Genomic DNA, 20,929 nt, shown 5'->3' on the forward strand with positions numbered 1-20,929 from the left:
GTCTCTTGACGTCGAGTCTCTTGACATCGAGATAAGCTGCCGGGGACAGTGGACGGTATGACGACACCCATCTGGGACCCCGGGCAGTATCTGCGGCACGCCGGTCACCGGGCCCGCCCCTTCGCCGACCTCCTCGCCCGCGTCCCCGCCCTGCCCACGGAACCGCCCGCAGGGCGACCCCGCATCGCCGACCTCGGCTGCGGCCCCGGCAACGTCACCGTCCTGCTCACGGAACGCTGGCCCGCCGCCCATGTCACCGGCTACGACAACTCGCCCGAGATGCTCGACAAGGCGCACACCGACCACGACGGCCCCACCGCCGGGGGCGGCCGGCTGGACTTCGCCCACGCCGACCTCCGTACCTGGGCGCCCGGGGAGCCGTACGACCTGATCGTCTCCAACGCCACCCTCCAATGGGTCCCCGGGCACGCCGACCGGTTCGCCGACTGGATCGCCGGCCTCAATCCCGGCGGCACCTTCGCCTTCCAGGTACCCGACAACATCGACGCCCCGCTGCACGCCCTGATGCGCGAACTCGCCGCCACCCCCCGCTGGAAGTCCCGCCTCGCCGACGTCCTGCGCCGCACCGACTCCGTGCACACCCCCGGCGCCTACCTGGACCGCCTCGCCCGCCTCGGCTGTGCGGCCGACGTGTGGCAGACGACGTACTTCCACGTCCTGCGGGGCGAGGATCCCGTTCTGGACTGGGTGAAGGGCACCGGCCTCAGGCCCGCCCTGACCGCGCTCGCCGACGACCCCGAGGCCCGGGACGCCTTCCTCACCGAGTACCGGGACCTGCTGCGGCAGGCCTACCCGAGCGCGCCGTACGGCACCGTCCTGCCGTTTCGCCGCCTGTTCGCCGTCGCCGTGAAGGAGGCCTGAGCATGCTCGCCGCGGTCGACCACGTGCAGCCGGCGGCCCCGCCCGGATCGGAGGACGCGCTGCGGGCGTACTGCGCCGACGTCCTCGCAATGACGGAGATCCCCCAGCCCCCGGCGCCGGCCGCGCGCGGCGGCTGCTGGTTCCAGGCCGGTGCCGTGCGGCTCCATCTCGGGATCGAGGAGGACTTCCGGCCCGCGAAGAAGGCCCACCCGGGGCTCAGGGTGACGGACATCGAGTCGTACGCGGCCCGCCTCACCGCGAAGGGCGCACAGGTGACCTGGGACGACACCCTCCCCGGCCGCCTGCGCTTCTACTCGCAGGACCCCGTCGGCAACCGGCTGGAGTTCCTCCAGCCCCGATGACCGCGGGACCCCCGGCCTACGCCTTGCGGTGCCCTATCAGCCGCGGCTTCTGCTCCAGCCCGTCCAGGCCGTGCCACGCCAGGTTCACCAGGTGAGCCGCGACCTCCGCCTTCTTCGGGCGGCGTACGTCCAGCCACCACTGCCCCGTCAGCGCGACCATGCCGACCAGGGCCTGGGCGTACAGCGGAGCCAGCTTCGGGTCGAAGCCGCGGGACTTGAACTCGCGGCCCAGGATGTCCTCCACCTGGGTGGCGATGTCCGAGATGAGGGAGGCGAAGGAGCCCGTGGACTGGGGGATGGGCGAGTCACGGACCAGGATGCGGAAGCCGTCCGTGTACTCCTCGATGTAGTCCAGGAGCGCGAACGCCGCCTGCTCGCACAGCTCACGCGGATGCCCGGCCGTCAGCGAGCTGGTCACCATGTCCAGCAGGCGGCGCATCTCGCGGTCGACCACCACCGCGTACAGCCCCTCCTTGCCGCCGAAGTGCTCGTACACCACCGGCTTGGACACCCCGGCCTTCGCCGCGATCTCCTCCACCGAAGTGCCCTCGAAACCTTTCGCCGCGAAGAGGGTGCGACCGATCTCCAGCAGCTGCTGGCGGCGCTCGGCACCGGTCATACGGGTCCGCCGGGTCCGCCGCGGTTTGTCGTTGCTGGAGGTGCTGCTGGAGTCGGTCGCCACGGCGTCAATCATGCCGCCTTCGCGGGCTCCCTCCGGCGCCGGGAGCCGTCATCCCCGGTGTTCCGGCGGGAATCGATACGCGAGCGTGACGGCCAGCGCACGTCGTACGCCCAGCCGAGCAACTCGAAGATCCGGATGAAGCGGGCCGAGGAGTCGATCTGGCCGCGCATCACACCGTGCCGCGCCGAGGTCGGGTCGGCGTGGTGCAGGTTGTGCCACGACTCACCGCACGACAGCACCGCCAGCCACCACACGTTGCCCGAACGGTCCCGCGACTTGAACGGCCGCTTGCCCACCGCGTGACAGATCGAGTTGATCGACCACGTCACATGGTGCAGCAGCGCCACCCGTACGAGTGACCCCCAGAAGAACGCGGTGCACGCGCCCCACCACGACATCGTCACCAGACCGCCGATCAGCGCGGGCAGCAGGAGGGAGACGGCCGTCCAGTAGACGAACTGGCGGGAGATCGCCCGGATCGCCGGGTCCTTGACCAGATCCGGGGCGTACTTCTCCTGCGGGGTCTGCTCCTCGTCGAACATCCAGCCGATGTGAGCCCACCACAGGCCCTTCATCAGCGCCGGAACGGTCTCACCGAACCGCCACGGAGAGTGCGGGTCGCCCTGAGCGTCGGAGAACTTGTGATGCTTGCGGTGATCGGCCACCCAGCGCACCAGAGGCCCCTCGACCGCCAACGAGCCCATGATCGCCAGCGCGATCCGCAACGGCCGCTTGGCCTTGAACGAACCATGGGTGAAGTACCGGTGGAAACCGATCGTGATGCCGTGGCAGCCGAGGAAGTAGAAGAACACCAGCAGGCTCACATCGAGCCAGCTCACCCCCCAGCCCCAGGCCAGCGGCACAGCCGCCACGAGCGCCAGGAACGGCACGGTGATGAACAAAAGCAGCGTGATCTGCTCGATCGAACGCTTCTGCTCGCCACCCAGCGTGGCGGACGGGATCGTAGTGTCGTCGGCCTTACGGGCTTCTTCGATCACATCGGAACTTGAGGTCATGCGCGTCCCCTGTGGGGTCGAGGGTCGGGGCGGGTGGGTGCCGGGCCACCGGAACCGCACGGGAGTCGACGATGGTTCCCTACGGTTCCGTAACCTACGGCATCGTAAGTATGGCAGCGTGTCGACCGGCGGCAAGAGCCCCAGAGCCTGCGCGTCCTCATCGACACCTATCCTTGAACTCGGTCGGACAGCGCGGTCCGCTGAAGTTTCCTTCCCGGACGCTCCGGCCCGTATGCGGCGCCCCGCCGCATCGCAGCCGGCCGGGTTCCCTCCCTGACGAGCTTCAACACTCCAAGGAGCCGCACCTGTGAGCAGTGCCGACGACCAGACCACCACGACCAGCAGCGAGCTGCGCGCCGACATCCGCCGGCTGGGTGATCTTCTGGGCGAGACCCTCGTACGGCAGGAGGGCCCCGAGCTCCTCGACCTGGTCGAAAAGGTCCGCCGCCTCACCCGCGAGGACGGCGAAGCCGCCGCCGAGCTGCTGCGCGGCACCGAACTGGAGACCGCGGCCAAGCTGGTGCGCGCCTTCTCCACCTACTTCCACCTCGCCAACGTCACCGAACAGGTGCACCGCGGCCGCGAGCTGCGCGCCCGGCGCGCCGCCGAGGGCGGCCTCCTCTCCCGCACCGCCGACCGGCTCAAGGACGCCGACCCCGAACACCTCAAGCAGACCGTCCAGCACCTGAACGTTCGCCCGGTGTTCACGGCACACCCCACCGAGGCCGCGCGCCGCTCCGTCCTGAACAAGCTCCGGCGCATCGCCGCGCTCCTGGAGACCCCCGTCCAGGGCTCCGACCGCCGCCGCCACGACGTCCGCCTCGCCGAGAACATCGACCTGGTGTGGCAGACCGACGAACTGCGCGTCGTACGCCCCGAGCCCGCCGACGAAGCCCGCAACGCCATCTACTACCTCGACGAGCTGCACGCGAACGCCGTCGGCGACGTCCTGGAAGACCTCACCGCGGAACTGGAGCGCGTCGGCGTCAGACTCCCCGACGACACCCGCCCCCTCACCTTCGGCACCTGGATCGGCGGCGACCGCGACGGCAACCCCAACGTCACCCCCCAGGTCACCTGGGACGTCCTCATCCTCCAGCACGAGCACGGCATCAACGACGCCCTGGAGATGATCGACGAGCTGCGCGGACTGCTCTCCAACTCCATCCGCTACACCGGCGCCACCGAAGAGCTCCTCCAGTCCCTGAACACCGACCTCGAACTCCTCCCCGAGATCAGCCCCCGCTACAAGCGCCTCAACGCCGAGGAGCCCTACCGGCTCAAGGCCACCTGCATCCGGCAGAAGCTGCAGAACACCAAGCAGCGCCTCGCCCAGGGCACCCCGCACGACCCCGGCCGCGACTACCTCGGCACCAGCGAGCTCCTGCACGACCTGAGGCTCATCCAGGTCTCGCTGCGCGAACACCGCGGCGGCCTCCTCGCCGACGGCCGCCTGGCCCGCACCATCCGCACCCTGGCCGCCTTCGGCCTCCAACTCGCCACCATGGACGTCCGCGAACACGCCGACGCCCACCACCACGCCCTCGGCCAGCTCTTCGACCGCCTCGGCGAGGAGTCCTGGCGCTACGCCGACATGCCCCGCGAGTACCGCGCCAAGCTCCTCGCCAAGGAACTGCGCTCCCGCCGTCCCCTCGCCCCCACCCCGGCACCCGTCGACGCCGCCGGACAGAAGACCCTCGGCGTCTTCGAGACCGTCAAGAAGGCCCTGAAGGTCTTCGGCCCCGAAGTCGTCGAGTCCTACATCATCTCCATGTGCCAGGGCGCCGACGACGTCTTCGCCGCCGCCGTCCTCGCCCGCGAAGCCGGCCTGATCGACCTGCACGCCGGCTGGGCCAAGATCGGCATCGTCCCCCTCCTGGAGACCACCGACGAACTGCGCGCCGCCGACACCATCCTCGAGGACATGCTCTCCGACCCGTCCTACCGGCGCCTGGTCGCGCTGCGCGGCGACGTCCAGGAGGTCATGCTCGGCTACTCCGACTCCTCCAAGTTCGGCGGCATCACCACCAGCCAGTGGGAGATCCACCGCGCCCAGCGCCGCCTGCGCGACGTCGCCCACCGCTACGGCGTCCGCCTGCGCCTCTTCCACGGCCGCGGCGGCACCGTCGGCCGCGGCGGCGGCCCCTCCCACGACGCCATCCTCGCCCAGCCCTGGGGCACCCTGGAAGGCGAGATCAAGGTCACCGAACAGGGCGAGGTCATCTCCGACAAGTACCTCATCCCCTCCCTCGCCCGGGAGAACCTGGAACTGACGGTCGCCGCCACCCTGCAGGCCTCCGCCCTGCACACCGCCCCCCGCCAGTCCGACGAGGCCCTCGCCCGCTGGGACGCCGCCATGGACGTGGTGTCGGACGCGGCGCACGCGGCCTACCGCGCCCTCGTCGAGGACCCGGACCTGCCGACGTACTTCCTCGCGTCGACGCCGGTGGACCAGCTCGCCGACCTGCACCTGGGCTCCCGGCCCTCCCGCCGCCCCGGCTCCGGCGTCTCGCTCGACGGCCTGCGCGCCATCCCGTGGGTCTTCGGCTGGACCCAGTCCCGGCAGATCGTCCCCGGCTGGTTCGGCGTCGGCTCCGGCCTCAAGGCCCTGCGCGAGGCCGGCCTGGACACTGTCCTCGACGAGATGCACCAGCAGTGGCACTTCTTCCGCAACTTCATCTCCAACGTCGAGATGACCCTCGCGAAGACCGACCTGCGCATCGCCCAGCACTACGTAGACACCCTCGTCCCCGACGAGCTCAAGCACGTCTTCGACACCATCAAGGCCGAACACGAGCTGACCGTCCGCGAGGTCCTGCGGGTCACCGGCGAGAGCGAACTCCTGGACGCCCAGCCCGTCCTGAAGCAGACCTTCGCCATCCGCGACGCCTACCTGGACCCCATCTCCTACCTCCAGGTCACCCTGCTCAAGCGCCAGCGCGACGCCGCCGCGGCCGGCCTCAGCCCCGACCCGCTGCTCTCCCGCGCCCTGCTCCTCACCGTCAACGGCGTGGCAGCCGGCCTGCGCAACACCGGCTGACCGCAACCCCACACAACGGTGCCCCCGAGGCCGTACGACCCCGGGGGCACCCCCCTGACGTTGCCCGACGGGCACTACAAGCTGTCCTGGACGGACTGGTCACCGCGCCGGCACGCCCACGACCGGCGCACGCAGTCACGAACCGGCGGACACCGCCAGAAAAGCCCCCGTCAACAACGCCACCCCACACCCCGCCAGCACCCACGCCGCCCGCGTCAGCCGCATCCCGCCCGCCACCACCACCGAGGCCAGCAGCAACGCCCCGCCGAGCGGCAGCCACGCGTACAGAGTCCCCGCCGGACCCGAGCGCACCGCGTCCGCCGTACCCGGCTTCAGCACGACGTCGTACGTCCGCCCCTTGCGCACCGCGACCGGCTGCGCGATCTCCACACGCGCACGTGCCCGCGCCCCCACCGACGTCGGCGTGAAAGGACCACTGCACATGTCGCCCGAACAGGACGTCACCCGCACCGTGCCCTGCTCCCGCCCCTTGACCAGCATCACGTGCTGCGCGGTCCCCCAGGAACCCCACACCCCGGCGAACAGAATCAGCGCGGCGAGCGCGCCCATCGCCGCAAGCCGCCCGAACCGCAACGCGGACACGGACACCTGACGAGCTGAGCTGGCTGTGGCGGGCATGGCCGGGATCATTGGCCATACCGCCACGACCGGTCAACTCACCGGGGAACCAAAGCCGTACAAGTCACGAGTTGTACGCGCTCTGCGCCCGCTCCAGACCCTCGATCACCAGACACTCCACCGCGTCCGCAGCACGGTCCACGAAGTAGTCCAGCTCCTTGCGCTCCGCCGACGAGAAGTCCTTCAGCACGAAATCCGCCACCTGCATACGCCCCGGAGGCCGCCCGATCCCGAACCGCACCCGGTGATAGTCCGAACCCATCGCCTTCGTCATCGACTTCAGACCGTTGTGCCCGTTGTCACCGCCACCCAGCTTCAGCCGCAGCGCGCCGTAGTCGATGTCGAGCTCGTCGTGAACGGCGACGACATGGGCCACCGGCACCTTGTAGAAGTCCTTCAGCGCGTTCACCGGACCACCGGACAGATTCATGTACGACATCGGCTTCGCCAGGATCACCCGCCGGTTCGCCGGACCCGCCGGACCGATCCGCCCCTCCAGCACCTGCGCCTGCGCCTTGCCCGCCCGCTTGAACTTCCCCCCGATCCGCTCCGCGAGCAGGTCCGCCACCATGAAACCGACGTTGTGCCGGTTCATGGCGTACTCCGGCCCGGGATTCCCGAGCCCGACGATCAGCCAGGGGCCACTGGCAGGGGTGGTCACGTCCATGTCTCCTTATACAGTGCAACAGCCGCTGCTCCCCAGGGGAAGCAGCGGCTGAAACCGCAAGCGGGCAGTGCTCAGGCCTCGGCCTGCTCCTCGCCCTCCGCGGCCTCCTCGCCCTCGGTCTCCTCGACCTGGGCCTGCAGAACCTGCAGAACGACCGCGTCCTCCTCGACGGCCAGGGTCACGCCGCCCGGCAGGCTGATGTCCTTGGCGAGGACGGAGGCACCGGCCGCCAGACCCTCGACGGAGACGGTGACGGCCTCGGGGATGTGCGTCGCCTCGGCCTCGACCGGCAGCGCGTTCAGGACGTGCTCCAGCAGGTTGCCACCGGCGGCCAGCTCACCCTCGGTGTGGACCGGGATCTCGACCGTGACCTTCTCGCCACGCTTGACCAGCAGCAGGTCGACGTGCTCCAGGAAGCCCTTGATCGCGTCACGCTGAACGGCCTTCGGGATCGCCAGCTCGTTGGTCTTGCCATCGATGTCCAGCGAGATCAGGACGTTCGGCGTACGCAGCGCCAGCAGCAGGTCGTGACCCGGCAGCGTCAGGTGCACCGGCTCGGTGCCGTGGCCGTACAGAACAACCGGAACCTTGTTGTCACGGCGGATACGACGGGCGGCACCCTTACCGAACTCGGTACGGGTCTCGGCGGAAAGCTTCACCTCGGACATGGCGATCACTCCTCGTAGAAAATCGGAACGGACGTGGTCACCCGGCCACGAACGGCCTGCTACGAAGAGCGCGTCGATAACGGACCGCCGTACCACACGAGTACGGCCTCCCTCGCCGAGCAACTTCGCCAGTTTACTCGGACAGGGAGGCCGAACCCAAAAGGATCTTCAACAGCCGCTAGCGCAGACGCCGCAGAAACCTCACTGCTCGTCGAAGAGACTCGTCACCGAACCGTCCTCGAACACCTCACGCACCGCACTCGCGATCGTCGGAGCGATCGACAACACCGTGATCTTGTCCAGATCCCGGCCCAACTCCGCCGGCGTCGGCAGCGTGTTCGTGAACACGAACTCACTCACCCGGGAGTTCTTCAGCCGGTCCGCGGCCGGCCCGGAGAGCACACCATGCGTGGCCGTGACGATCACGTCCTCCGCACCATGCGCGAACAACGCATCGGCCGCGGCACAGATCGTGCCACCCGTGTCGATCATGTCATCGACCAGCACACACACCCGGCCCTTGACCTCACCCACGACCTCGTGGACGGTCACCTGGTTCGCCACGTCCTTGTCACGCCGCTTGTGCACGATCGCCAGCGGCGCACCCAACCGGTCACACCAACGGTCCGCCACCCGCACCCGACCCGCGTCCGGCGACACCACCGTCAGCTTGTCCCGGTCCACCTTGTCGCCCACATAATCCGCCAGCAACGGAAGCGCGAACAGATGATCCACCGGCCCATCGAAGAAACCCTGGATCTGATCCGTGTGCAGATCCATGGTCAGGATCCGGTCCGCACCCGCCGTCTTCATCAGATCCGCGATCAGACGCGCCGAAATCGGTTCACGACCCCGGTGCTTCTTGTCCTGCCGCGCGTAACCGTAGAACGGCACAATCACCGTGATGGAGCGAGCCGACGCACGCTTCAGCGCGTCGATCATGATCAACTGCTCCATGATCCACTGATTGATCGGAGTCGTGTGGCTCTGGATCACAAAGCAGTCCGCACCACGCGCCGACTCCTGGTAACGGACGTAGATCTCACCGTTCGCGAAGTCGAAGGCCTTCGTCGGGACAACCCCGACACCCAACTCGTGGGCGACCTCCTCGGCAAGCTCGGGGTGGGCGCGGCCGGAGAAGAACATCATCTTCTTCTCGCCGGTCGTCTTGAACCCGGTCACAGCACAGTCTCCTCAGAGGTTGTCTCAGCCAGCCGACCGCTACCCCGACCTCCCGCCTGGGCATGGAAGGCCGAATCAGCTGGTAGGGGTGCAGGTGCACGTGTGCGGATGTGCACTTATCACGGTACGCCGTGTTTGGCGCACCCGTTTCCCGTCAGTCCTCGCTCTCGCCCCTCCGGGACGCCGTCTCGGCCGCCTTCGCCGCCGCACTCCCCGGACGCTTCCGAGCCACCCAACCCTCGATATTCCGCTGCTGACCACGGGCCACGGCCAGCGAACCGGGCGGCACATCCTTCGTGATCACAGACCCGGCGGCGGTGTACGCACCGTCCCCGACCGTGACAGGAGCCACAAACATGTTGTCCGAACCGGTCCGGCAATGCGACCCCACCGTCGTGTGGTGCTTCTCCTGACCGTCGTAGTTCACGAACACACTCGCCGCCCCGATGTTCGTGTACTCACCGATCGTCGCGTCACCGACATACGACAGATGCGGAACCTTCGTGCCCTCACCGATCGAGGCGTTCTTCGTCTCGACGTAGGTTCCGATCTTGCCCTTGGCCCCCAGCCGCGTACCGGGCCGCAGATACGCATACGGCCCCACCGACGCCTCCGGCCCGACCACGGCCCCGTCCGACACGGTGTTCTCCACCCGCGCCCCGGCACCCACCTGCGTGTCCTTCAACCGGCTGTTCGGCCCCACCTCGGCACCCTCACCGATGTGCGTGGACCCGATGAGCTGCGTGCCCGGGTGCACCACGGCGTCCCGCTCGAACGACACGGCCACATCGACCCACGTGGACGCCGGGTCGACCACGGTCACCCCGTCCAGCATCGCGGCGGTCAGCAACCGGTCGTTGAGAATCCGGCGCGCCTCGGCCAACTGCACCCGGTTGTTGATCCCGGCGATCTCCCGGTGATCGGCCGCCACCGAGGCGCCCACGCGATGACCGGCCGCACGCAGGATCCCGAGCACATCCGTGAGGTACTCCTCACCCTGGCTGTTGTCCGTCCGCACCTTCTTCAGCGCGTCCGCCAGCAACTGCCCGTCGAACGCGAACACCCCGCTGTTGATCTCCCGGATCGCCCGCTGGACGTCGCTCGCGTCCTTGTGCTCCACGATCGCGGTCACGGCACCCGTCGCCTCGTCCCGCACGATCCGGCCGTAACCGGTCGCGTCCGGCACCTCGGCGGTCAGCACGGTCACGGCGTTGCCGTCGGCGGCGTGGGTCTGCGCGAGCTGCTTGAGAGTGTCGGCGGTCAGAAGGGGCGTGTCCCCGCAGACGACCACCACGGTCCCGTCGACGGCCCCGCCCAGCTCCTCCAGGCCCATCCGTACGGCGTGCCCCGTCCCGTTCTGCTCGGCCTGTACGGCGGTCCTGGTGGCCGGGTCGATCTCGTTCAGATGCGCGGTGACCTGCTCACGGGCGTGGCCCACGACGACGACCAGGTGCTGCGGGTCCAACTCACGGGCGGCGGCCAGCACATGGCCCACGAGGGACCGACCGCAGATCTCATGCAGGACCTTCGGTGTGGCCGACTTCATACGGGTGCCCTCACCCGCTGCGAGAACGACGACGGCTGCCGGGCGGATGGCGCTCACGGGGTTGCCCTTCGGCTGTGGGTGAGTGGGGTGACAGCCGCAGGATACCGGGGGGATTTGTGGCGAAGGTGAGAGCGGGCCCTGACTGTGCAGTCAGGGCCCGAACTGAGCAAGGCTCCCCCGCCAGGACTCGAACCTGAAATACACCGTCCAAAGCGGAGTGTGTTGCCGATTACACCACGGGGGAGTGCGGGGGCCAGCCTACGTGGTTCGCTGTTTCGCTGCTACCACCATCCCGGACCACCACCCCTCGATGCGCCGGTACAGGTCGGCTCCCTGTGAGACTCGGACCGTGAGGCAACCCCGGTAATTCTCACCGACATTCAGGCGGACCGTCTTGGGGTTGTGCTTCTTGAGGGTGGTCTTGTTGAAGGCGGAGCGGTCGGCGCCTACAAGATCGGCCCAGAACTGCTCGGCGCCAGTAACATCGGCACTCTCGTGGATCATGACGTTGAACCGCAGGCGGTCCCGGGCCACACCCAGCAGGTCCAGCCAGGCCAGGTACAGCTCGATGACGTCAGGGTCACTGTTGACGAAGATGACGTTCTCGCGCCGGTCGTAGGGCTTGTCCTTCGCCCCTTCGGCCCAGTAGAGGGCGACGCCTGCCATGAATAGCTCCCGATTGGACAGCTCGCCGATCTCCTGCTCAGCAGATGCCTTGGTGAGTCGCCGCTCCCCGTCCCTCACTGCCAGCTCGTGCTCCCAGCGCTTCCTGGCCGCCAGCTTGGCCTGCTCTGTCGGATCGCGCCGCTCCGGCCTAGGCGGATCCCGCACCCACAGCGAGATGGAACTCTTCGAGCACCCCAGCTCGACCTGGATCTGGTCGTAGGTCCAGCCCTGGAGTCGTAATTCCCGCGCCCTCTCCCGCAGGTCGTCCTTCGCGTTCGGGCGCTTTGTCCATGCAGGCGGTGGCTCGCCCTCCAGGAGGCGGTTGAGGATGTCGTTGTTGTCGACGTGCAGTCGGTCGCGGATCTGCCGGCGGCTGAGCCCTGCCCGGCGCAGGGCAACCGCCTGGTCCCGTAGACCCTCGAAGTCGGCGTATTTGCCAGGTGAAAGTGCCATGGGCATACCGTCCTGCCGGAATGATCCGTTCCGGAGTCGAACAGGAAGGGTTCACCAGTTCGAGTGATTCTGGTGGGTTTCGAGGTCGTTCGGTTACGGAGTGTGGTGTGTGGAGGTAGGTGAAAGTCACCGGAAAAGCCGCAGCCGTCGCCCGTAGGCTGGAGGCATGACCACGACGGGGGAAGAGCACGCCAGGGCCCGTACCGGGCCGTGGTGGTGGGCCAGGTGGCGTAGTGCGGTGCTCGACGGGAGTCTCGCGCTGGTGTCGGCTGTGGAGTGTGCTGCGGAGGGGATCCCGTTCGCCCGGGATGCCGGGATTCCGGTGTCGGTGGGGATCGTTTTCGGTCTGATCGCCGGTTCCGTGTTGCTCGTACGGCGGAAGTGGCCGATCGCGGTCGTGCTGGTCGCCATCGCGATCACGCCCGCGCAGATGGGTTTTCTGCTGGGGATAGTCGGCCTGTACACGCTGGCCTCGTGTGAGCTGCCGCGCCGGATCATCGGTTCGCTGGCGGGGATGTCGCTGGTGGGCACGGCGGTGGTGACGTTCGTGCGGGTGCGGCAGGACATGGCGCGCGGCGATCTGACCCTGGGTGACTGGTTCGTGCCGTTCGCGGCGGTGGCGACGGCGTTGGGTCTGACGGCTCCGCCGGTGCTGCTGGGGTTGTACGTGGGGGCGCGGCGGCGGTTGATGGAGAGCTTGCGGGAGCGGGCGGACAGTCTGGAGCGGGAGCTTCAGTTGCTCGCCGAGCGGGCGGAGGAGCGGGCCGAGTGGGCCAGGAACGAGGAGCGGACGCGGATCGCGCGGGAGATGCATGACGTGGTCGCGCACCGGGTGAGTCTGATGGTGGTGCATGCGGCGGCGTTGCAGGCGGTGGCGCGGAAGGATCCGGAGAAGGCGGTGCGGAATGCGTCGCTCGTGGGGGACATGGGGCGGCAGGCGTTGACCGAGTTGCGGGAGATGCTCGGGGTGTTGCGGGCGGGGGAGGACGTGGTCCGGCGGGCGTCGGGGGTGCCGTTGGCGGCGGTGCGGCAGGCGGCTGCGGCTGCGGCTTTCCGGGTGGTCGAGGCGGAGGGTGCGGTGGATGGGCCGTGTCTGTCCGAGTTGGAGGAGTTGATCGGGCAGTCGGCGGCGGCGGGGATGGTCGTGGATCTGTCGGTGGAGGGGGAGGTGCGGTCGTATGCGGCGCGGGTCGAGCAGACGGCGTACCGGGTGGTGCAGGAGGCGTTGACGAACGTCCACAAGCATGCGGCGGGTGCGAAGACGCATGTGCGGTTGGCGCACCGGGTGTCGGAGATCGCGATGCAGGTGGAGAACGAGCCGCCGCCGGAGCCGGGGTCGGCGTCGGCGGCGGGGTTGCCGTCGGGTGGGAACGGCCTGGTGGGGATGCGGGAGCGGGTCTCGGCGCTGGGTGGTGTGTTTGTGTCGGGGCCGACGGATGCGGGGGGTTTCCGGGTGTCGGCGGTGATTCCGGCGGTGTAGGCCCGTTCGTGGTGTGTCAGCCCGCGGTGAGGCGTACCGGTTCGATGCCGGTGATGAGGGTGGCGAGGGCGTGGTCGATGTCGGGGCCGACGTACCAGTCGCCGGTGTGGTCGAGGGTGTAGACGCGGCCTTCGGTGTCGATGGCGAGGATGGCGGCGGTGTCGGTTTCCTCGCCGAGGGGGCAGATGTCGGTGCCGAGGGCGCGGCCGAGGTCGCCGAGGGTGCGGGCGTGGTGGAGGCCGTGCAGGGGGTCGAGGTGGAGGGTGGCGGGGGCGATCTGGCGGCCGGGGCCGTTGGGGGTGATGGTCAGTCCGCCGAATTCGGCCCAGGCCTCGACGGCGGCGGGGAAGACGGTGTGCCGGTGTCCGGCGGGTGAGGTGTGGTCGCGGAGGGTGTCGGCCCAGATTTCGGCTTGTTTTATGTCCCAGCGTCCGGGTTGCCAGCCGGCGGTGCGCAGGGCGGTGTCGACGAGTACGGGGAAGCGGGGTGGGGTGGCTCCGTGCTCGTGGCGGGTGGGCTTGGTGGTGGCGTTGTCGGGGTGCATCTGCCCTTCGTTCGTCGTGTCGGCGGGGTCGTACTTCGGTTGACGGTGGTTTTCAGCCGTCGGTTGCCGTGGGGTCGACGATGCGGACGCCGAAGTGGGCGCTGAGGGCGGTGCAGGCGCGGCAGGGGGTGGCGAAGCTGCCGTGGAGGGGGTCGCCGTCCTCGCGTATGCGGCGGGCGGTGAGTTTGGCGTGTTTGAGGGCTTTGCGGGCTTCGCCGTTGGTCATGGGTTTGCGGGCGGCGCGTTTGCTGCGGGTGGCGTCGGCGGCGGTGAGGTGCCGGGAGATGAGGATGGTTTCGGCGCAGCGGCCGGTGAAGCGGTCGCGTTGGGCGCTGGTGAGGGTGTCGAGGAAGTCCTGTACGAGGTGGTGGAGGGGTGGGGGCTGGTCGCTGCGGGCGGCGGTGCCGGTGAGGGTGGCGCCGCGGACGGAGAGGGCGGCGGCGACGGTGGGCAGGATGCCGTCGCGGCGGTGGCGCAGGGTGGGGGCGGGGGGTGTGTCGGTGCTGCTCCAGCCGATGCGCGGGTCGCCGGCCCGTAGGTCGGTACCTCCGGTTCGCAAGGTATTCATGATCGTTTTCCCTCCCCGGGCGTCCCCTCGAAGGACACAGGGTGCCAAATGCCGTGGCCGGTGCGGAAGCTGGGGCGGCGCGACACGCCCCATCGGGGCAGGTCGTCACGGTGGGGTGACGGCTGGTGACGGAAGCGGATGGGCGGTTTCCCCGGGGATGCGGTGGGCCGGTGACCGGGGTTCGGGTACCGCATAGGCTGTCGCCATCCGCGATCGAAACCGCCGTTTTTAAGGCCAGAGAGAATGCCGCAGGGGGCTACCGCCATGACGACAGGTCGGCTCGGGCAGCAAGCCGCGCCGCCGAACGCGGCCTACGCCGGGCAGGTCGTGCACTTCCCGGATCCGGTCCGGGCGGCACGTCACCCGAGAGGGGTACGGGTCGATGAGCGTGGTTACCCGGATTTCTCTCCGTACGCGCGTGTGGCGGTGGAGATCGCCGAGCCGCCGGAGGGTTTCGGTGTCGACGAGTTGCGGTTGACGGACTATGTGTCGGCGAACGCGGCGTTGGCGGCGGAGGGGCACGAGTTGTGGGACACGGTGCCGGATGTGGCGACGCCGCATGGCTGGACGTGGCATCACGTGGCGGGTACGCGTCGGCTGGAGTTGATTCCGGTCGAGGTGAAGGCGTTGCTGCGGCACCACGGTGGGGTGGCGACGGCGCCGGTGGACCATGGCAAGCGGGGGACGCGGCCGTTGCAGGAGACGCGGCCGGCGCATTTCGGGCTGCCGAAGTCGGGTGTGGCGGTGTCGGAGGCGCAGGTGCAGGGGGTCGAGGAGGATCTCGGCTACCGGCTTCCGGGTGCGTATCGCTCGTTTTTGAAGGCGGCGGGTGGTTGTGCGCCGGTGGGTACGGCGCTGGCCGCCGAGTTGGGGTTGTTGCTGGACCAGCCGTTCTTCACGGTGCGCGACGAGGCGGCCGTGAATGACCTGGTGTATGTCAACAAGTGTCTGCGCGACCATCTGACGAAGGATTACCTCGGGGTGACGTTCGTGCAGGGCGGGTTGCTCGCGGTGAAGGTGAAGGGCGAGCGGCCGGGTTCGGTGTGGTTCTGTGCGTACGACGACGTGCGCGATGTGGATCCGTCGTGGTCGCCGGCGGAGCGGGTGGAGCGTCTGCTGCTGCCGTGCGGTGACGATTTCGATGCGTTCCTGTCCCGGCTGGCGGGTAATCCGCCGGAGTTGGAGACGGTGGCGAATCTGATGGTGGATGGCGGCTTCGCGCGTGTCGTCCCAGTGTCTTCCGGTTCTTCCGGTTCTTCCAGTTCTTCCGGTTCGGCGTCTTCCGGCGTGGGGGAGTGAGCTTCAGGCGATGGTGACCTACGCGCAGGCGCAGGAGCGCGCCGAGGAGTGGATCAACGGTGACGTGCCCGCGTACCAGCATCGTGAGGTGCGGGTGCGGGAGTTCGAGCTGGGTTTCGTGGTGTGGGGCGAGGACCGGGCGGAGGGCCCGCGTTCGGACGCGGGTGCGCAGCGGCTGGTGATCGCCCGGGACAGCGGTGAGGCGACGTTGTGGCCGGGGTTGCCGGTGGGTGAGGTGATCCGCCGGTACGAGGAGGAGTACGGCCGTGCCGATGAGCCGCAGGACGCGGCACCGGCGCCGGCGGCTGCCCGGGTGGATCTCAACCAGACGTCGTTCCTGCTGACTCCTCCGGAGTGGTTGCAGGAGGCCGCGGACAAGCTGGGCATCGGGGATCGGCGGCCGGGGGGTGAGGGCGGTTCGGGTGCCGGGGCATCGGGTGCCGGTGCTTCCGGCGGTGATGCCGGTGCCGGTGTCGGTGTCGGTGGTGGGGCTTCGTCCGGTGGGGCGGGGCTGGCTCCGACGCAGGCCGGGGCGTCGTCGGGGGCTTCCGGGGCGCCTGGGGCTTCCGGCGGGGCGCAGGGTGTGCCCGGGGCGCCTGCCGGTGTGGGTGCGCCGTCCGCGGATGTGCCGGTGGGGGCCACGCCCTGGGCCGGTACGGACACGAACGCGGACTCCGGTGAGGACGACCGTTCCGTGCCGTTGCCCGCGACGGTGTTCGCGCCGCCGCTGAGCGACTTGGACGACGAGGCTGCGCGGCCGCCGGTGAGCGTGCCGGATGCGAAGACGGCGTTGATGTCGGGGGGCAGCCGGCTGCCGCCGACGGCGGTCGCACCGGCGCTCGATCCTTCGAACACGCCGGGGGCACCTGGTGCGCCTGCTGCTCCTGGTGTGCCGGGTGCTTCGCAGGGCAGTACGCCTGCGCCGTCGACCGGTGCGCCTCCGTACGGCTATCCGCAGGCGCCGGGCGCGCCTGGTGTGCCTGCTGCTCCTGGTGTGCCCGGTGCCCCGCAGGGCAGTACGCCCCCGCCGCCGCCCGGCTACCCGCAGCCGCAGGCGGCTCCCGGCACGCCTCCGGCTGGCGCACCCGCGTACCCGCCGGCGCCCGGCACTGCGCAGGCGCCGGGCGCGCCCGGTGTGGCCGGGGCGCCCGCTGTCCCCGGCGCGCCGGGGGCTCCGCAGGGCAGTACGCCCCCGCCGCCCCCGGGCGCCCCGACGTACGGCTATCCCCAGGGCCCCGGCGCTGGGCAGGGTGCGCCGGGTTACGGCTATCCGCAGGCGCCGGGCGCGCCGCAGTCTCCGGCCGACACCGGGGCCTCGCGGCGGCTCGCGGCGAACGCCGGGGACATCGCGGATGCCGCGACGAGCAAGGCCGCGCCGCCGCCGAAGAAGGCGCGCGGTGGTGTGGGCGCGCCGCCTCCGCCGCCGGGTGCCCCTGGTGCGCCGGGCGCGCGCCCGGGGAGCGGGGCGACGCCGCCCCCGCCGGGTGCGGCCGGCGGTGCGTATGTGCCGACGCAGTTGGTGTCGGCGCTTGGGCCGGAGGGGCTCGCGGGGCCGGGTGTGCCGGCGGCTCCGGGTGGCGCGGACGGGGCGCAGGCGCCGGGCGCGCCGTATGCACCGGGCGCCCCCCAGCCGCCTGCAGCGCCTCCGGGCAACGTGCACCACGCGGCCACGGTCCTGGCCGACCCCAGTCAGCTGGGCGCGCCGCAGCCGTCAGGCGCTCCGGGGGCTCCGGGCGCCCCGGGTATGCCGAATCCGCCCGGCGCTCCAGGTGCTCCGGGCGCCCCGGGCATGCCCCCGTCGCCTCCGGGTGTCCCCGCGGCTCCCGGTGTCCCCGGTGCGCCGCAGCCGCCGAGCGCCCCCTCAGGCCCCGGTGCGCCAGGCGCCCCGGGAGCCCCGGGCGGCGGGCGCGGGGCCGTGCACCACGCGGAGACCGTGCTGGCCGCGCCCCCCGTGGCCGGTCCGGGCGCGCCCCCGCCGCCACCCGCCCCCGGCGCACTCGGTGCTCCGGGCGCCCCTGGCATGCCGCCGGGCACTCCGGGCGCCCCGCAGCCGATGCCGCCGGGTGCGATGCCGCCGCCGGGTGCGCCCGTGCCGGGGCAGCCGTCGGCGTACGGGTATCCGCAGCAGGGGCAGCCGACGGTGGGTCCCGGCTACCAGGCCGTGCTGCGCTACCGCGCGCAGGACGGTTCGGAGCAGCAGCTGATCCGGCGTTCGGCGCCGGGTACGCCGCACCCGGAGTGGCAGATCTTCCACGAGCTGCGTGGCATGAACGTGCCGTCGGACCAGGTGCTGGAGCTGCACACGGAGCTGGAGTCGTGCGAGCTGCCGGGCGCCTACTGTGCGCGGATGATCCGGGAGCAGTGGCCGCAGGCGCGGATCACGAGCATCGCGCCGTACGGCACGGATCACGCGAGCCGGCAGCAGGGCATGCGGCAACTGCTGGCGCACCAGGGCGAGTTGCACCAGGTGGCGGACGGGCCCGCGCGCCCCGCTCCGGTGCGGGCGCCGCTGCCGCCGGTGCAGGCCGCGCCGCCCGTTCCGCCGGAGGGCATCGCGCAGGAGCTGGCGGCGGCGTTCGGGCCGGGGATCTTCCGGTTCGAGCAGCAGGCGGTGTCCCGGCAGGGTGTGCCGCCGATCGTGGCGCACACGCTGGTCGTGGCCGGTCTGCCGGTGGACATGGGCCCGTTCTTCTGGGCGCAGGCCCAGCCGGGCCGTCCGGTGCCGACGCTGGCGGAGCTGGCGGCCGAGCGCGGGGTGCAGCCGGCGCCGGACGCGGGCTCGTACCTCGTCATGGGCACCGACTTCGGCAGGGCGCTCTGTGTCCAGTACGGCACCGCGAACATCGTGGCCGTGCCGGTGGAGGCCGGGCCGGGCGGGGCTGCGGTGCCGCCGCAGTTCGTGAACTCCGGGCTGCCGGAGTTCGCGCGCTGCCTGGCGCTGCTGGGCCGGATGTGGCGCCTGCGGTTCGGGCTGAACCAGGAGCAGGCGGGCCGCTGGACCGTCGACTTCCAGGCGCAGCTGGCCGCGCTGGACCCGGCGGCGCTCGGTTCGCCGGAGAGCTGGTGGTCGGTGCTGCTGGAGCAGATGTGGGACGGGCTGCTGTAGGCACACCGGCGTCGGACGAGCGGAACATGCCCTTCACGCGCGCGTGAAGGGCATGATGGGCCGGTGGACTTAGAGCCGTACCGGGGCGAGCTGGTGGCGTACTGCTACCGCATGCCGGGCTCGTTCCACGAGGCCGAGGACCTGACGCAGGAGACGATGCTGCGGGCCTGAAAGGCGCGGGAGCGGTACGACCCCACGCGCGCCTCGGTGCGGACCTGGCTGTACCGCATCGCGACCAACGCCTGCCTGAACGCCCTGGAGAGCCGTTCGCGCCGCCCCCTGCCGTCCGGGCTGGGGGCGCCCTCCGGCGATCCCGGAGCGCCGCTGACGCCCGCCCTGGACGTGCCGTGGCTGGAGCCGTTCCCCGAGGCGCGGTTCGACGTGGAGGCGCGCGCGGACCTGCGGCTGGCGCTGGTGGCGGCGCTGCAGCTGCTGCCGGCGCGGCAGCGGGCCGTGCTGGTGCTGCGCGAGGTGCTGGAGTTCTCCGCCGCGGAGGTCGCCGGGCAGCTGGAGACGTCGGTGGCCGCGGTCAACAGCGCGTTGCAGCGGGCGCGCGCCGCCCTGGCGCGCGGGGGCGGGATCGGTGAGGTCGGCGAGCCGGACGATCCCGGGGTACGGGCGGTGGTGCGGCGCTACATGCGTGCCTTCGAGGCGGCCGACGTACCGGCGCTGGTGCGGCTGCTCACCGAGGACGCGGTCCTGGAGATGCCGCCGGTGCCACTGTGGTACCGGGGCCGGCGGGACTACGGCCGGTTCATGGAGCGGGTGTTCGCCATGCGCGGTACGGGCTGGCGGGTGGAGCGCGTGGCGGCCAACGGTCAGCCGGCGCTCGCGGCGTACGCACCGGAGCCCGGCGGCGGCCACGCGCTCCACACCGTGCAGGTCCTCACGGTCGCCGGCGGCCGGATCGCCCGGAACGTGGTCTTCGCCGACCCGCGCGTCCTGACCGCGTTCGCGCCCCCGACCCTCGCCCCGAGCGCCCCCTGACGACCGCGGCCCACCGCGCCGGCCCCATGCGACGCCCCTGACGGCCCTCTCCGGCGACCCCTCCCGCGATTTTTCCCGTGCCGCGATGAGTCCGCGCGGTGCCGCCGGTAGGTACCGGTGAGCAACCGAGCGAAGGGAACGTCGTCGTGAGTGTCGTCGTCATCGAGTTCATCCCCCTGGACGGGATCGTGTCCGACCCGGACGGGTCCGCGGGTACGCCCTACGGTGGCTGGGCCTTCCGGCACGGCCCGGAGGCGGTCGCCGGGGACAAGTTCCGCCTCGGCCGCCTGCTGGACGAGGGGGTGCTGCTGCTGGGCCGTACCACCTGGGAGCTGTTCGCGAGGCTGTGGCCGGGGCGGGAGGGCCCGTTCGCCGCACGGATGAACGCCGTACCGAAACTGGTCGTCTCCCGCGGCACCCCCGGTGTGTCCGCGTGGTCCAACTCCGCTGTGCTGAAAGGCGATCCGGCAGACGCCGTACGGGCCGAGGGGCGGGACGTGGTCGTCACCGGCAGCCCCGCCGTCGTGGAGGCGTTGCGGGGCGAGGGCCTGGTCGACGAGTACCGGCTGCTGACCTTCCCGGTGGTGCTGGGGCAGGGTCGGCGGCTGTTCCCGGCCGGGAGTGAGCCGGCCGAGCCGGAGTGCCTGTCGGCCGAACGGGTGGGCGCCGCCGTCCTCACGCGGCATGGGCGGGCGGCACGATGAGTGCCCGTTTCCTCGCCCTGTACGAGGCCCCGGCCGACGCCGAGGCATTCGACCGGCACTACCGCGAGGTGCACATCCCGCTCGGCCCCCGGCTGCCCGGACTGCGCCGCTACACGGTCGGCCGGGAGACGGCGCCGGTGCGCGCAGGTGCGCCGTACTACCTGGTCGCGACGCTGGAGTGGGATTCGGCGGCGGAGCTGCGCGCGGCGTTCGGCTCGCCCGAGGGGCGTGCGACGGCCGCGGACGCGGCGCTGCCGGCGGAGCTTGCGCCCGTTCGGGGCGTGGTCGTCACCTGTGCGGAAGAGGTGCTGTAGGCGGCGCTGTCCGCGGCCCCGGTGGCGAAGTGCGGGGTTCCGAGCGTGACGTGACTGCGGAGTGTCGCGTTATGAACACTTACGCCCGATCCATCAAGATGTGCGCGAAATCATCCTGTCGTGT

General features: G+C 70.7%; 18 protein-coding genes, 1 tRNA gene and 1 pseudogene. 9 read left to right on the forward strand and 11 right to left on the reverse strand.

All coding sequences use genetic code 11. The features are described from left to right. Positions 1–57 precede the first annotated feature (57 nt). Both BFF78_RS24655 and BFF78_RS24660 read left to right on the forward strand, forming a co-directional pair. The gene (locus BFF78_RS24655; RefSeq protein WP_069780387.1) at positions 58–882 is read left to right on the forward strand and encodes a trans-aconitate 2-methyltransferase; all 825 of its coding nucleotides are present in this window, start codon (positions 58–60) and stop codon (positions 880–882) included. Positions 883–884: 2 nt separating this feature from the next. Continuing rightward, the gene (locus BFF78_RS24660; protein WP_069780388.1) at positions 885–1,244 is read left to right on the forward strand and encodes a VOC family protein; all 360 of its coding nucleotides are present in this window, start codon (positions 885–887) and stop codon (positions 1,242–1,244) included. Positions 1,245–1,260: 16 nt separating this feature from the next. Here the strand turns inward: BFF78_RS24660 and BFF78_RS24665 are convergent, their stop codons facing one another. Continuing rightward, positions 1,261–1,938: a TetR/AcrR family transcriptional regulator gene (locus BFF78_RS24665; protein WP_067049993.1), complete on the reverse strand. Its 678-nt coding sequence runs from the start codon at positions 1,936–1,938 to the stop codon at positions 1,261–1,263. Continuing rightward, positions 1,935–2,942 (reverse strand): acyl-CoA desaturase, encoded by a 1,008-nt coding sequence (locus BFF78_RS24670; RefSeq protein WP_069780389.1) that lies wholly within the window; start codon positions 2,940–2,942, stop codon positions 1,935–1,937. The genes BFF78_RS24665 and BFF78_RS24670 overlap by 4 nt, the downstream gene beginning before the upstream one ends. A 307-nt stretch (positions 2,943–3,249) precedes the next feature. Between BFF78_RS24670 and ppc the strand changes: the two genes are divergently transcribed. Next, positions 3,250–5,982, forward strand: a complete 2,733-nt coding sequence (ppc, locus tag BFF78_RS24675; RefSeq protein WP_069780390.1) for a phosphoenolpyruvate carboxylase — start codon at positions 3,250–3,252, stop codon at positions 5,980–5,982. Positions 5,983–6,117: 135 nt separating this feature from the next. Here the strand turns inward: ppc and BFF78_RS24680 are convergent, their stop codons facing one another. The 7 genes from BFF78_RS24680 to BFF78_RS24710 all read right to left on the reverse strand — a co-directional run bounded on the left by BFF78_RS24680 (position 6,118) and on the right by BFF78_RS24710 (position 11,803). Further along, positions 6,118–6,633, reverse strand: coding sequence for a hypothetical protein (locus BFF78_RS24680; RefSeq protein WP_099054923.1), 516 nt, complete (start codon positions 6,631–6,633; stop codon positions 6,118–6,120). Positions 6,634–6,685: 52 nt separating this feature from the next. After that, a complete protein-coding gene (gene pth / locus BFF78_RS24685; protein ID WP_069780391.1) occupies positions 6,686–7,288 on the reverse strand; it encodes an aminoacyl-tRNA hydrolase in 603 nt (200 codons plus the stop codon). A 71-nt stretch (positions 7,289–7,359) separates the two neighbouring features. Then, entirely contained in the window at positions 7,360–7,956 is a 597-nt protein-coding gene (locus tag BFF78_RS24690; RefSeq protein ID WP_069780392.1) for a 50S ribosomal protein L25/general stress protein Ctc, read from the reverse strand. A gap of 201 nt (positions 7,957–8,157) precedes the next feature. Next, positions 8,158–9,138 carry a ribose-phosphate diphosphokinase gene (locus BFF78_RS24695; RefSeq protein WP_069780393.1) on the reverse strand — a complete coding sequence of 327 codons (981 nt, stop codon included), beginning with the start codon at positions 9,136–9,138 and terminating at the stop codon, positions 8,158–8,160. A 154-nt stretch (positions 9,139–9,292) separates the two neighbouring features. Beyond that, a complete protein-coding gene (gene glmU, locus BFF78_RS24700) occupies positions 9,293–10,741 on the reverse strand; it encodes a bifunctional UDP-N-acetylglucosamine diphosphorylase/glucosamine-1-phosphate N-acetyltransferase GlmU (RefSeq protein WP_079161460.1) in 1,449 nt (482 codons plus the stop codon). Between the two features lie 115 nt (positions 10,742–10,856). Then, positions 10,857–10,928, reverse strand: a tRNA-Gln gene (locus BFF78_RS24705). A 14-nt stretch (positions 10,929–10,942) separates the two neighbouring features. Continuing rightward, positions 10,943–11,803 (reverse strand): hypothetical protein, encoded by an 861-nt coding sequence (locus BFF78_RS24710; protein WP_069783791.1) that lies wholly within the window; start codon positions 11,801–11,803, stop codon positions 10,943–10,945. Between the two features lie 166 nt (positions 11,804–11,969). Here BFF78_RS24710 and BFF78_RS24715 point away from each other — a divergent pair, with 166 nt between their 5' ends. After that, positions 11,970–13,283 carry a sensor histidine kinase gene (locus BFF78_RS24715; RefSeq protein WP_069780395.1) on the forward strand — a complete coding sequence of 438 codons (1,314 nt, stop codon included), beginning with the start codon at positions 11,970–11,972 and terminating at the stop codon, positions 13,281–13,283. Between the two features lie 16 nt (positions 13,284–13,299). Here BFF78_RS24715 and BFF78_RS24720 read toward each other — a convergent pair whose 3' ends face one another. Continuing rightward, on the reverse strand, positions 13,300–13,827 hold the full coding sequence (locus BFF78_RS24720) for an SUKH-3 domain-containing protein (protein WP_069780396.1): 528 nt from the start codon (positions 13,825–13,827) through the stop codon (positions 13,300–13,302). A 52-nt stretch (positions 13,828–13,879) separates the two neighbouring features. Further along, the gene (locus BFF78_RS24725) at positions 13,880–14,395 is read right to left on the reverse strand and encodes a YwqJ-related putative deaminase (RefSeq protein ID WP_069780397.1); all 516 of its coding nucleotides are present in this window, start codon (positions 14,393–14,395) and stop codon (positions 13,880–13,882) included. Between the two features lie 264 nt (positions 14,396–14,659). On the opposite strand from BFF78_RS24725, the gene BFF78_RS24730 reads away from it, so the two are divergent. The 5 genes and pseudogenes from BFF78_RS24730 (at position 14,660) to BFF78_RS24755 (ending at position 20,805) form a co-directional block, all read left to right on the forward strand. Further along, positions 14,660–15,694: an SMI1/KNR4 family protein gene (locus tag BFF78_RS24730; protein ID WP_069783792.1), complete on the forward strand. Its 1,035-nt coding sequence runs from the start codon at positions 14,660–14,662 to the stop codon at positions 15,692–15,694. Between the two features lie 10 nt (positions 15,695–15,704). After that, positions 15,705–18,800, forward strand: a complete 3,096-nt coding sequence (locus BFF78_RS43595) for an SUKH-4 family immunity protein (RefSeq protein ID WP_079161461.1) — start codon at positions 15,705–15,707, stop codon at positions 18,798–18,800. Positions 18,801–18,863: 63 nt separating this feature from the next. Then, positions 18,864–19,787, forward strand: a pseudogene (locus BFF78_RS24745) (RNA polymerase subunit sigma-70). A 146-nt stretch (positions 19,788–19,933) separates the two neighbouring features. Beyond that, positions 19,934–20,491: a dihydrofolate reductase family protein gene (locus BFF78_RS24750; RefSeq protein WP_069780399.1), complete on the forward strand. Its 558-nt coding sequence runs from the start codon at positions 19,934–19,936 to the stop codon at positions 20,489–20,491. Next, entirely contained in the window at positions 20,488–20,805 is a 318-nt protein-coding gene (locus BFF78_RS24755) for an EthD family reductase (protein ID WP_069780400.1), read from the forward strand. Before BFF78_RS24750 ends, BFF78_RS24755 begins: the two co-directional genes overlap by 4 nt. Positions 20,806–20,929: the final 124 nt, after the last annotated feature.

It is taken from the genome of Streptomyces fodineus (assembly GCF_001735805.1).
Taxonomy (GTDB): Bacteria; Actinomycetota; Actinomycetes; order Streptomycetales; family Streptomycetaceae; genus Streptomyces; species Streptomyces fodineus.

What these genes read in the sequence shown, in the direction of transcription:
- BFF78_RS24655 (WP_069780387.1), top strand. Translation starts at nt 58, where the DNA reads ATGACGACACCCATCTGGGACCCCGGGCAGTATCTGCGGCACGCCGGT.
- BFF78_RS24660 (WP_069780388.1), top strand. Translation starts at nt 885, where the DNA reads ATGCTCGCCGCGGTCGACCACGTGCAGCCGGCGGCCCCGCCCGGATCG.
- BFF78_RS24665 (WP_067049993.1), bottom strand. Translation starts at nt 1,938, where the DNA reads ATGATTGACGCCGTGGCGACCGACTCCAGCAGCACCTCCAGCAACGAC.
- BFF78_RS24670 (WP_069780389.1), bottom strand. Translation starts at nt 2,942, where the DNA reads ATGACCTCAAGTTCCGATGTGATCGAAGAAGCCCGTAAGGCCGACGAC.
- BFF78_RS24680 (WP_099054923.1), bottom strand. Translation starts at nt 6,633, where the DNA reads ATGATCCCGGCCATGCCCGCCACAGCCAGCTCAGCTCGTCAGGTGTCC.
- pth (WP_069780391.1), bottom strand. Translation starts at nt 7,288, where the DNA reads ATGGACGTGACCACCCCTGCCAGTGGCCCCTGGCTGATCGTCGGGCTC.
- BFF78_RS24690 (WP_069780392.1), bottom strand. Translation starts at nt 7,956, where the DNA reads ATGTCCGAGGTGAAGCTTTCCGCCGAGACCCGTACCGAGTTCGGTAAG.
- BFF78_RS24710 (WP_069783791.1), bottom strand. Translation starts at nt 11,803, where the DNA reads ATGGCACTTTCACCTGGCAAATACGCCGACTTCGAGGGTCTACGGGAC.
- BFF78_RS24715 (WP_069780395.1), top strand. Translation starts at nt 11,970, where the DNA reads ATGACCACGACGGGGGAAGAGCACGCCAGGGCCCGTACCGGGCCGTGG.
- BFF78_RS24720 (WP_069780396.1), bottom strand. Translation starts at nt 13,827, where the DNA reads ATGCACCCCGACAACGCCACCACCAAGCCCACCCGCCACGAGCACGGA.
- BFF78_RS24725 (WP_069780397.1), bottom strand. Translation starts at nt 14,395, where the DNA reads ATGAATACCTTGCGAACCGGAGGTACCGACCTACGGGCCGGCGACCCG.
- BFF78_RS24730 (WP_069783792.1), top strand. Translation starts at nt 14,660, where the DNA reads ATGACGACAGGTCGGCTCGGGCAGCAAGCCGCGCCGCCGAACGCGGCC.
- BFF78_RS43595 (WP_079161461.1), top strand. Translation starts at nt 15,705, where the DNA reads ATGGTGACCTACGCGCAGGCGCAGGAGCGCGCCGAGGAGTGGATCAAC.
- BFF78_RS24755 (WP_069780400.1), top strand. Translation starts at nt 20,488, where the DNA reads ATGAGTGCCCGTTTCCTCGCCCTGTACGAGGCCCCGGCCGACGCCGAG.